The 12,540-nt window shown below is 47.9% G+C and carries 8 protein-coding genes; all 8 read left to right on the top strand.

The features are described from left to right. Positions 1 to 433: 433 nt before the first annotated feature. The 8 genes from rpoD (at position 434) to P6910_RS04840 (ending at position 12,534) form a co-directional block, all read left to right on the top strand. Positions 434 to 2,269 (top strand): RNA polymerase sigma factor RpoD, encoded by a 1,836-nt coding sequence (gene rpoD / locus P6910_RS04875; RefSeq protein WP_317145161.1) that lies wholly within the window; start codon positions 434 to 436, stop codon positions 2,267 to 2,269. A gap of 264 nt (positions 2,270 to 2,533) precedes the next feature. Next, on the top strand, positions 2,534 to 3,943 hold the full coding sequence (locus tag P6910_RS04870; protein ID WP_317145160.1) for a hypothetical protein: 1,410 nt from the start codon (positions 2,534 to 2,536) through the stop codon (positions 3,941 to 3,943). A gap of 226 nt (positions 3,944 to 4,169) precedes the next feature. After that, positions 4,170 to 4,895 (top strand): cytochrome P450, encoded by a 726-nt coding sequence (locus tag P6910_RS04865; protein ID WP_317145159.1) that lies wholly within the window; start codon positions 4,170 to 4,172, stop codon positions 4,893 to 4,895. A 57-nt stretch (positions 4,896 to 4,952) separates the two neighbouring features. Next, on the top strand, positions 4,953 to 6,353 hold the full coding sequence (locus tag P6910_RS04860; RefSeq protein WP_317145158.1) for a hypothetical protein: 1,401 nt from the start codon (positions 4,953 to 4,955) through the stop codon (positions 6,351 to 6,353). 168 nt (positions 6,354 to 6,521) lie between these two features. After that, a complete protein-coding gene (locus P6910_RS04855; protein ID WP_317145157.1) occupies positions 6,522 to 7,913 on the top strand; it encodes a hypothetical protein in 1,392 nt (463 codons plus the stop codon). Positions 7,914 to 8,139: 226 nt separating this feature from the next. Next, entirely contained in the window at positions 8,140 to 9,528 is a 1,389-nt protein-coding gene (locus tag P6910_RS04850) for a cytochrome P450 (RefSeq protein ID WP_317145156.1), read from the top strand. A 57-nt stretch (positions 9,529 to 9,585) separates the two neighbouring features. Then, the gene (locus P6910_RS04845; protein ID WP_317145155.1) at positions 9,586 to 10,974 is read left to right on the top strand and encodes a hypothetical protein; all 1,389 of its coding nucleotides are present in this window, start codon (positions 9,586 to 9,588) and stop codon (positions 10,972 to 10,974) included. 168 nt (positions 10,975 to 11,142) lie between these two features. Next, positions 11,143 to 12,534 (top strand): C2 family cysteine protease, encoded by a 1,392-nt coding sequence (locus P6910_RS04840; protein WP_317145154.1) that lies wholly within the window; start codon positions 11,143 to 11,145, stop codon positions 12,532 to 12,534. Positions 12,535 to 12,540 lie beyond the last annotated feature (6 nt).

The raw sequence follows: 12,540 nt of genomic DNA, 5'->3' as shown, positions 1-12,540 counted from the left end.
TGAACGACAAACGCCTTTTTTTTTCGCAATAACTATAAGTAAAATCTAAATTGTTTTTTATCACTTTATTTATGGCGACGCACATATTTTTAGGTATATACTTGAACTTCACTGTGCTATGTGGGAAGCCGTTATTAACCACACACCTGATTCTGAATCCGGTCCGAAACAGCCATGAGCGAAGAAAGCACCTTAATGACCCACCAGTTGTGAGAGGGTGCTTTTACGGTAAAAAGCCAAGGAAGGGGACCCTTACCATGCGTAGTTTTTCATGGACCGTTTTTCCGGTGCCCCATCCACTGAACATCGTGCAGATCCGCGAAGGTGTACTCTTTTACACTTTATTGTGGAAAACCCCATGTTTTTTGAGCTATAATTGCCTGCTTACGTTTTTTTTCGTCCGGCACTCCACTTTCGCTGTTAAAGGGTTGATATGTCAGCTAACTCGCAACAACAATCCCGACTGAAAGAGCTTATCTCTCGCGGTAAGGAACAGGGATACCTGACTTACGCTGAGGTAAATGACCATCTTCCTGAAGACATCTCCGACCCTGACCAGGTTGAAGATATCATTCGCATGATCAATGACATGGGTATCACCGTCTACGAAACAGCGCCGGACGCCGATACCCTGTTGTTATCTGAAGCGGATACCGATGAAGCTGCTGCCGAAGAGGCAGCAGCAGCTCTTGCAGCTGTTGAACAGGAAGCAGGCCGAACCACTGACCCTGTGCGCATGTACATGCGTGAAATGGGCACGGTCGAACTGCTGACTCGCGAAGGCGAAATCCAGATCGCCAAACGCATTGAAGAGGGGCTGCGTGAAGTCATGTCAGCCCTGGCCAAATTTCCTGGCTCCGTTCAGATTGTTCTGGACGAATATGATCGGATTATAGAAGAAGAAGGCCGCCTGACTGATCTGATCAGCGGCTATATCGATCCTGATTCCGAAGAGCCTGTTGCTCCCTCCTCTCCCGCTGTTGAGAACATCGAAGAAGACTTCGACGACGATGACTCTGATGACGATGACGATGACAGTGAAGAAGAAGATGCTGGCGGTCTTGATCCGGAAGAAGCCAAAGAGCGCTTTGATCTCCTTCGCGCTGGTCATGAGAAGGTACTGAGCACTTTGGCAAAGCATGACTTTGGTTCCAAAGAAGCCAAAGCTGCGATGGATGAACTGACCACAGCTTTCATGCCTCTGAAACTGGTTCCCCGTGTTTTTGACATGCTGGTTTTCCGCATCAGGAATACTCTGGACACCATTCGCGGCAATGAGCGTGCGATCATGCAATTCTGCGTACGCCGCGCGAAAATGCCTCGCAAGATTTTCCTGGGCACTTTCCCGGGCAACGAGACCAGTCTGAAATGGATTGATGACATCACTTCCGGCAGTGCCGTCTATGCTGAAGCCATCAACCACTACCGGGATGAAATTCTTCGCGCCCAGAAGAAGCTGATCACTATTGAGAAAGAGTTCGGCTGTACGCTGGTCCAGATCAAGGACATCAATCGCAGAATGTCTCTGGGCGAGGCCCGTGCCCGTCGCGCCAAGAAAGAAATGGTTGAGGCCAACCTGCGTCTGGTTATTTCTATCGCCAAGAAATACACCAACCGTGGCCTGCAGTTCCTGGATCTGATTCAGGAAGGCAATATCGGTCTGATGAAAGCGGTAGACAAATTCGAATACCGTCGCGGATACAAGTTTTCGACCTACGCCACCTGGTGGATTCGTCAGGCTATCACCCGCTCCATTGCGGACCAGGCCAGAACGATTCGTATCCCGGTTCACATGATTGAAACGATCAACAAACTGAACCGTATTTCCAGACAGATGCTCCAGGAGATGGGACGTGAACCTACTCCTGAAGAACTGGCTGTTCGCATGGAAATGCCAGAAGACAAGATCCGCAAGGTACTGAAAATCTCCAAAGAGCCTATCTCCATGGAGACCCCCATCGGAGACGACGAAGACTCCCATCTGGGTGACTTTATCGAAGACGCGACCATTCAGTCACCTATCGATCGGGCTACCGGCACGGGTCTGAAAGAATCGACCCGCAACGTACTCTCCGGCCTGACAGCCCGTGAAGCGAAGGTTCTGCGAATGCGTTTCGGTATCGACATGAACACGGACCACACTCTGGAAGAGGTGGGCAAGCAGTTCGACGTTACCCGTGAACGTATCCGTCAGATTGAAGCCAAGGCTCTGAGAAAGCTGCGTCACCCGACGCGCTCGGATCATCTGAGAAGCTTCCTGGACGAGTAATATCTTCCAGTTCTGAAGTACCAATAAAACCGTGCTTTTCACTTTTGAAAGCGCGGTTTTTTTATGTCCAGCCACCACCAGCTGATCAAGACAGGTGACCCATCGTTGGTCGCTCCAATAACAAGTGTGTCCATTTTACTGATCTATATGAACTCTTTGGAGCTTTTTTGCATCTAATAATTAAACGGGTTGTATCGCAAGCTCTGATCTCACCAGAGGGAGTTGCGTAAGACCAATAATGTTCTTTAAAAGGGGGATAACATTATGGATCGATTACGCGCTCTATTACTGACCATTCTGATCTTTTTTCCTGTCCAGGCTTTTGCCGGGGAATTCTCACCCAACTACCCGTCGGCATACCGCCAGTTTCCGGAGCTGGCGACTGCACTTGATAAAGACTCTGATGGCCTGCTCTCCTACGATGAACTCATTGATGGCTACCATGCTCCGTATCTGAACAAAGACCTTTACCAAACCATCAGGCTTTACCTTGTTAATTTCGAGTCCTGGCAAAACCCTTTCACCGTCTCATTAAACAGGGAGAGCATTGAGCTGGCCGAACTGTCGGGGCAAGTGGCAAAGTATCACCACGAGCAGGACAACACTTTTTGGGATGCTTGGCTTGCAAAGCCGGAGCGGCAACCGTTTGCCGACGCCTATAGACGACTTTTTCCCCATGGTCTGACCAGTATTACTCCGGATAGTCTTCTGCAAATGCATTTTCCAGATTGTGTTCTGATTGCCTCGCTGGCCTCAATAGCCAGCTCTGAAACCGGAAAAAGGCGAATATTCAATTACTTTTATGCCTTCGATGAACAAAGATTTGGCATTTTTTTTCCCGGGCTTCCCAGTGGTAAAGTGATTCAATTCAGCGAAGTTGAACGCTACTCACACTTTGCCAAAACACGCGATGAAGGTATGTGGCTGGCTATGCTGGAAGCGGCTTACGCGCACTTGTCGAAAATTTTCTTAAATAAAAATCAACATAATGACCGAGCACGATTCCAGTATCATCAATATTCAGAACTGTACGGGGTACCTGAGGGACATGCCCTGAGTATACTAACGTCATCGTATATTGATTATATCTACCCGCAACTTAAGACTCACGAGCAGATCAGGGAGCTACTCAACTCTTTGGTTAATGATGAAAAAGCAGCGACTGTTTCAGTGACTGTTACCAGTAAACCAGAAATTCTGAACCACTTGGGATTAAGGCCATTCTCCAGAATCAAATCCAAACACGCTTATAGCCTGATCGGCTATGACAAAGAAAAAGATGTTGTTTATGTTCGTGACCCTCATGGCTGGTCTGCTGCGGCTGTAAATATCTATACCATCAATCGCCATATTCAGACGCTTTACTCAGGCAACAGTGAAATATTTGAAGTCATAAAGAACCTCCCCCGGGACCCTGAGTATAAACTCGCTTATGGTCTGACGGAGCCTCGACTATACCACGTCCTTAACCAAACCTTACCGAAGGCGATGATGGACATCATCATAGCCAAAGGCATAATCCCTTCCGATATTTCATTACCCATATTTACTTCTGAGAGAAGCCCTGCCAGGACCGGCATCATTGCAATGACCGTAGAACAGTTCATTGATACATTTAATGCCCTGTTCATCAGCCAGTGCGGCCCCTATCAACGCCCAACCAAGAATAACTAAGCGCCTGGCCAGTCGGATATAAACTACTCTTTGGACTTGCTGTTATCTAATGGTTAATTAGCCTTGTCGAAAATCACGATCAGACCAGAAGGTGTCACCTGTTAGCAAGCTGCTTTTTACAGGCGTTAAGTCACTCCGACACTTTTGCCCCTCTTTGGCATTGGTGCGCCGCACGAATGGGTCGGCAAATCGCTGATCGAAATCAATGAGTAAAAAAGGAGGGGTCATGACCCGTTTAAAGTTATTTGGCCGCAAAGAAAGCATGTCGTCCGCGCCTCAAGTCCCTGGGCCAACTGGGCTTGATATGCTCAAGGTGATGAGGGAGGGGCAGCGCGATATCGTCAGCACGATGATGAGCTTGAGCAATCAGTACGGTGACATTGTGCGTTTCCACTATGGGCTTTGGCCAGCCTGTTTGGTGACGCACCCAGACCATGTTCGTCATGTGCTTCAAACAAATAATCGTAACTATGACAAAGGCAATCCTCTCTGGGATATGACGCGCTGGTTTTTTCGTGAGGGCTTGCTGACGAGCGAAGGGGAGTTTTGGCGACGGCAGCGTCGTTTGGCGCAGCCCGCCTTTCATCGTAAGCGTATCGCGGCCTTTTCGGAGCTGATGGTTGAGGAAACGGTCAAGATGCTTGCGGCGTTGATGTTCACCAGCCCCTACGTCACACACCGCCATGCCACCTTTTGGCCAAACCCTGAAGGCTTTGAGCCAGAGCGCTTTGAAAAAGAACGCGAAATCAAGCGCTTTGCCTACTTCCCCTTTGGCGGCGGCCCACGTCAGTGTGTTGGCAACCAGATGGCCATGATGGAAGGCAGCCTCATCCTCGCCACCCTCTGCCAACAATACCGCCTTGACCTCGTAGCTGGCCATCCCATCGCCCTCGAGCCCCTAATCACCCTCGCCCCACGGCACGGCATAATGATGACGCGCCATCGACGGTAAAGATGACGCGAACCCCTGACCACGAATCAAGAGTATGACGCGAATCTTTGACCACCGATGAATATGATAGATCGATTACCCACTCTATTAATGGCCAGTCTGCTGTTTTTTTCTGTCCAGGTTTTTAGCGGGCAATTCGCACCCGGCTACTCATCGGCATACCATCACTTCCCGGAGCTGGCAGGCGCACTTGATAAAGACTCTGATGGCCTGCTCTCCTACGATGAGCTGATTGAGGGCTACCATGCCCCGTATCTGAACAAAGACCTTTACCAAACCATCAGGCTTTACCTTGTTAATTTCGAGTCATGGCAAAACCCTGTTACTGCGTCATTAAACAGGAAGAGCATCGAGCGGGCCGAACTGTCGGGGCGAATCGCAAGGTATCACCATGAGCAGGACAACACCTTTTGGGATGTCTGGCTTGAAAAGCCGAAACAAAAAGCGTGTGCCGACGTCTATAGACGACTTTTCCCCCATGGTTTGACCAGTATCACTCCGGATAACCTCCTGCAGAAAGATTTTCCAGATTGTGTTCTGATCGCTACGCTGGCCTCAATAGCCAGCTCTGAAACCGGAAAAAGGTTTATATTCAATTACTTCCATCCCATTAATGAACAGACATTTAGTATTCTTTTTGAAGGTATTAGTGAGGGCATTCAGATTGAATTCAGAGAAGTTGAGCACCACTCATACTTTGCCAAAACACGGGATGGTGGTATCTGGCTGGCTGTGCTGGAAGCCGCATACGCTCACCTGTCGAAACGTTTCATTGATAAAAATCGACATAACGACCGGGTACAATCCACGTATCATCAATATTCAGAACTGGTCGAAATCAAGGCGTCAGACGCTTTCCATACACTAGTGGGATCGCATAGCAATCGCATCAATCCACAATCTGTGACTCTGGGGCGAGTAAAGGAACTACTCAATACTTTTGTTGATAATGAAAAAGCAGCAATTGTTGCTATCGCTAGCTGTCCAACTTGTTCAGCTCTCCTGGAACTAAGGCCATTCGCAGAAATCATAATCAATCACGCCTATAGCCTGATTGGCTACGTCAAGGAAAAAGATGTTGTTTATATTCGTGACCCTTACGGTAAGTCCGCTGTGGTTGAAAATCTTATTACCTTTATTCCACATAATCAGCATCTTTCCACAGGGGATAGGGTAAAATTTAAAGCCATGATGAACTATCCCAGCCACCCTGACTACGGAGTCACCTATATCATGACGGAGTCTCAAGTAAACGAACTACTTGATCAAACTGACCCGAAGAAGATCAAAATGGACGGAGACATAATCAATATTGAAGTACCCTCGCATAGCACTGAGAGAAGTCCTGCCAATACCGGCATCATCGAAATGAGCGTAGAGCAGTTCATTAATACGTTTAATGCTCTGCACATTAGCCAGGAGGGGCCGTATCAATGCCCTGAAAACTATAATAACTAAGCACCTGACCAATTGTTCATTCTGCTAACAGGAATCTCCATTTCTCTCACCTGTAAATGAACTTTTTGAACTTCCTGTTATCTAATGGTTAAGAAGCCGTGTCACAGCCCATGAAAAAACCAGAGGGCATGGCTTAACAGCAGGGTGCTTATTACAGGAATTAACAGGATGGACCATTTACGTACTTTATTACTGACCAGCCTGCTCTTTTTTACTGCTCAGGTATTTAGTGGCGAATTTTCACCCGGTTACCCTTCGGCATACCGCTACTTTCCGGAGCTGGCAGGTGCACTTGATAAAGACTCTGATGGCCTGCTCTCCCACGATGAACTGATTGAGGGTTATCATGCGCCCTATCTGAACAAAGACCTTTACCAGACCATCAGGCTTTACCTTGTTAATTTCGAGCCATGGCAAAACCCTGTTACCGCTTTATTAAGCAGGGATAGTATTGAGCTGGCTGAACTGTCAGGGCAGGTCGCAAAATATCACTACGAGCAGGACAACGGATTTTGGGATACCTGGCTTGCCAGGCCGGAACGGCAACCGTTTAACAACGCCTATAGACAGCTTTTCCCTCACGGCCTGACCAGTATTACTCCCGACAATCTCCTGCAAAAGTATTTTCCAGATTGTGTTCTGATTGCCTCGCTGGCCTCAATAGCCAGCTCCGAAACCGGAAAAAGACTAATATTCAATTACTTCCATACGACGACGGATGAACGGACATTTGACATTGTTTTTCCGGGGATTGATGATGGCACGCTGATCCAATTCAGAGAAGTTGAGCGCTACTCACACTTTGCCGAAACACGTGATGGTGGTGTCTGGCTGGCTATGCTGGAAGCTGCTTACGCCGAATCGTCGAAAAGTTTCGTTAAAAAATACGGACAAGATGACTGGACACGGTTTGACTATCGCAAATATTCAAAGCTGGACGGGGTAGATCAGGTTCAAGCTATTGATGTACTTATGGGATCCTATTCCGATTTCATCAACCCGCAACTTCAAAGTCAGGAGCAGTTGAAGGAGCTACTCAACTCTTTTGTTGATAATGAAAAAGTAGCGATTTTTTCTGTTGACCCATCACTTTCAACTTTACTGGAATTAAGGCCATTCGCCAGAATCAAAAGCTATCACGCCTATAGCCTGATCAGCTATGACCAAGAAAAAGATATTGTTTATATTCGTGACCCTCATGGCTGTTCTGCTATGCTCACAAACTTCTATACAATTAATCAACATATTCAGCCTCTTTCCTCAGGCAACAGTGAAATATTTGAAGTCATAAAGAGCCATCCCCGGGACCCTGACTATAAACTCGCTTATGGACTGACGGAGCCTGAACTAAACCAATTCCTTAACCAAACCGCACCACAGGCGCTGGACATCATAGCCAAAGGCAAAATCCCTTATATTTCAGAACCCATATCTACTTCTGAGAGAAGCCCTGCCAGGACCGGCATCATTGCAATGACCGTAGAACAGTTCATTGATACATTTAATACCCTGTTCATCAGCCAGTGCGGCCCCTATCAATGCCCAACTGACAATAACTAAGCGCCTGGCCAGTCGGATATAAACTACTCTTTGGACTTGCTGTTATCTAATGGTTATTTAGCCTTGTCGAAAATCACGATCAGACCAGAAGGTGTCACCTGTTAGCAAGCTGCTTTTTACAGGGGTTAAGTCACTCCGACACTTTTGCACCTCTTTGGCATTGGTGCGCCGCACGAATGGATCGGGAAATCGCTGATCGAAATCAATGAGTAAAAAAGGAGGGGTCATGACCCGTTTAAAGTTATTTGGCCGCAAAGAAAGCATGTCGTCCGCGCCTCAAGTCCCTGGGCCGACTGGGCTTGATATGCTCAAGGTGATGAGGGAGGGGCAGCGCGATATCGTCAGCACGATGATGAGCTTGAGCAATCAGTACGGTGACATTGTGCGTTTCCGCTATGGGCTTTGGCCAGCCTGTTTGGTGACGCACCCAGACCATGTTCGTCATGTGCTTCAAACAAATAATCGTAACTATGACAAAGGCAATCCTCTCTGGGATATGACGCGCTGGTTTTTTCGTGAGGGCTTGCTGACGAGCGAAGGGGAGTTTTGGCGACGGCAGCGTCGTTTGGCACAGCCCGCCTTTCATCGTAAGCGTATCGCGGCCTTTTCGGAGCTGATGGTTGAGGAAACGGTCAAGATGCTTGCGGCGTGGGCGCAAAAAGATCAAGAGGAAGAGGGAGCGGCGTTCGATGTGGCAGCGGAAATGGGACACTTGACAGCTCGCATTGTCAGCACAACCCTCTTTGGGGTAGACGTTGAAGAGCAAGCCGAGGCGATCCATCGCCAGGCCTTGCTCATTAATTCTGAGATTGGCCAACGATTCCGGGCGCTTTTACCCTTGCCGCCCGTGCTGCCCACGCCGCGTGACCGTCGTTTCCGAGCGGCACAAAAAGAGCTGAATGACGCCGTGGAACAAATGATCAGCAGGCATCGCCAAGACGATACAGAACGCGGCAACTTGCTCTCGATGCTGATGCACGCCCGTGATGAAGAGACGAACGAACAGATGACCGATCAGCAACTACGCGACGAAGTGCTGATTTTTTTTACCGCTGGGACTGAGACGACAGCCAATGCCCTGGCGTGGTGCTCCTATCTGCTTTCAACACATCCAACCGTGCGCCGCCGCCTTTGGGCTGAGATAGATGAGGTGTTAGGGGGGCGACGTGCCACGCTGGATGATTTGCCGAAGCTTACTTACACGCGCATGGTCTTTCTCGAAGCAATGCGCCTCTTTCCACCCGCTTGGCTCATCTCGCGCCGCGCCGTCGCCGATGATGAAATCGCGGGCTACCACATCCCCGCCGACACGATGATGTTCACCAGCCCCTACGTCACGCACCGCCTTGCCACCTTTTGGCCAAACCCTGAAGGCTTTGAGCCAGAGCGCTTTGAAAAAGAACGCGAAATCAAGCGCTTTGCCTACTTCCCCTTTGGCGGCGGCCCACGTCAGTGTATTGGCAACCAGATGGCCATGATGGAAGGCAGCCTCATCCTCGCCACCCTCTGCCAACAATACCGCCTTGACCTCGTAGCTGGCCATCCCATCGCCCTCGAGCCCCTAATCACCCTCGCCCCACGGCATGGCATTATGATGACGCGCCATCGACGATAAAGATGACGCGAACCCCTGACCACGAATCAAGAGTATGACGCGAATCTTTGACCACCGATGAATATGATAGATCGATTACCCACTCTATTAATGGCCAGTCTGCTGTTTTTTTCTGTCCAGGTTTTTAGCGGGCAATTCGCACCCTGCTACTCGTCGGCATACCGCTACTTCCCGCAGCTGGCAGGCGCACTTGATAAAGACTCTGATGGTCTGCTCTCCTACGATGAGCTGATTGAGGGCTACCACGCCCCGTATCTGAACAAAGACCTTTACCAAACCATCAGGCTTTACCTTGTTAATTTCGAGTCATGGCAAAACCCTGTTACTGCGTCATTAAACAGGAAGAGCATCGAGCGGGCCGAACTGTCGGGGCGAATCGCAAGGTATCACCATGAGCAGGACAACACCTTTTGGGATGTCTGGCTTGAAAAGCCGAAACAAAAAGCGTTTGCCGACGTCTATAGACGACTTTTCCCCCATGGTCTGACCAGTATTACTCCGGATAACCTCCTGCAGAAAAATTTTCCAGATTGTGTTCTGATCGCTACGCTGGCCTCAATAGGCAGCTTTGAAACCGGAAAAAGGTTTATATTCAATTACTTCTATCCCATTAATGAACAGACATTTAGTATTCTTTTTGAAGGTATTAGTGAGGGCGTCCAGATTGAATTCAGAGAAGTTGAGCACCATTCATACTTTGCCAAAACACGGGATGGTGGTATCTGGCTGGCTGTGCTGGAAGCCGCATACGCCCACCTGTCGAAACGTTTCATTAATAAAAATCGACATAATGACCGGGCACAATCCAAGTATCATCAATATTCAGAACTGGATACAATCAGGGAGTCAGATGCTTTTCACACACTAATGGGATCGCATAGCAATCTCATCAATCTGCAATCTTTGACTCAGGGGCGATTAAAGGAACTACTCAACACTTTTGTTGATAATGAAAAAGCAGCCACTGTTGCTATTAACCCATCTTATTCAGCTCCCTTCGGGCTAAGAGCGTTCGCAAAAATTGTAAACAACCACTCCTACAGCCTGATTGGCTATGTCAGGGAAAAGGATGTTGTTTATATTCGTGACCCCTATGGTAGGTCTGCTGCGGTTGAAAATCTCATTACCATTATTCCACATAATCAGCATCTTTCCAGAGGGGATAGCATAATATTTGAAGCCATGATGAAAGATCCCAGCCACTCTGACTACGGAGTCGCCTATATCACGGAGTCTCGAGTAAACAACCTCCTTAATCAAGTTGACCAAAGGATTATTCACATGGAGAAAGACACAATTAATATTGAAAGATTCAAGCCTGCTTCTGAAAGAAGCCCCGCCAATACCGGCATCATCGAAATGAGCGTCGAGCAGCTCATTAGCACCTTTAATATCATGCATATTAGTCAGGACGGGCCGTATCAATGCCCTAAAAACTATAACTAAGCACCTGACCAATTGTTTATTCTGCTAACAGGGATCTCCATTTCTCTCACCTGTAAATGAACTTTTTGAACTTCCTGTCATCTAATGGTTAAGAAGCCGTGTCACAACTCATTATAAAACCAGAGGGCATTGCTTAATAACAGGATGCTTGTTACAGGAATTAATAGGATGGACCATTTACGTACTTTATTGCTGACCAATTTGCTCTTTTTTGCTGTCCAGGTATTTAGTGGCGAATTTTCACCCGGTTACCCTTCGGCATACCGCTACTTTCCGGAGCTGGCAGGTGCACTTGATAAAGACTCTGATGGCCTGCTCTCCCACGATGAGCTGATTGAGGGCTATCATGCTCCCTATTTGAACAAAGACCTTTACCAGACCATCAGGCTTTACCTTGTTAATTTCGAGCTATGGCAAAACCCTGTTACCGCTTTATTAAGCAGGGATAGTATTGAGCTCGCTGAACTGTCAGGGCAGGCCGCAAAGTATCACTACGAGCAGGACAACACTTTTTGGGATGCCTGGCTTGCCAAGCCGGAACGGCAAGCGTTTGTTAACGCTTATAGACAGCTTTTCCCCCACGGTCTGACCAGTATTACTCCCGACAATCTCCTGCAAAAGCATTTTCCAGATTGTGTTCTGATTGCCTCGCTGGCCTCAATTGCCAGTTCTGAAACTGGAAAAAGACTAATATTCAATTACTTCCATACGACGACGGATGAAGGGACATTTGACATTGTTTTTCCAGGGGTTGATGAAGGCATGCTGATTCAATTCAGAGAAGTTGAGCGCTACTCACACTTTGCCGAAACACGTGATGGTGGTGTTTGGCTGGCTATGCTGGAAGCCGCTTACGCCCACCTGTCGAAACGTTTCATTAATGCAAATCGGTATAATGGCCCGGCAAGATTCAAGTACCATCAATATTCAGAACTGGACGGAATAGATGAGGAATCAGTTTTGACTTTACTGATGGGATCGCCTGCCGATTTCGTCAACCCGCAACTTCAAACTCAGGAGCGATTGAAGAAGCAACTTAATTCTTTTGTTGATAATGAAAAAGCAGCCACTGTTTCTATTAGCCCAGCCCATTCAACTTCCCTGGGATTAAGGCCGTTCGCAGAAATTAGTACCAACCACGCCTACAGCCTGATTGGCTATGACAAAGAAAAAGACATTGTTTACATCCGTGACCCTGAAGGTGAGTCCGCTGCAGTTGAAAATCTGATTACCATTAATCAACATACTCAGCCTCTTTCCTCAGGAAATAGCGTAATATTTGAAGTCATGAGGAGTAATCCGGGGCATTTCAGCTATGGAGTCGCTTATGGCCTGACAAGGCCGCAAGTGAAGGACCTCCTGAAACATGCTGTACCGTATATATTCGACACAACCCAAGACACAATCCCACTTAACATCGAAGGCTTCAGATCTACTTCTGAGAGAAGCCCTGCCAGTACCGGCATCATTGAAATGAACATAGCGCAGTTCATTGAAACATTTAATGACATGTTTATCAGCCACTACGGGCCGTACCATTGCCCAAATAACGACAATTGACACTTT

This window comes from Endozoicomonas sp. 8E (assembly GCF_032883915.1).
Taxonomy (GTDB): Bacteria; Pseudomonadota; Gammaproteobacteria; order Pseudomonadales; family Endozoicomonadaceae; genus Endozoicomonas_A.
Note: the sequence above shows the minus strand (reverse complement) of the source record. Positions and strands in the feature narration are given on the sequence as shown.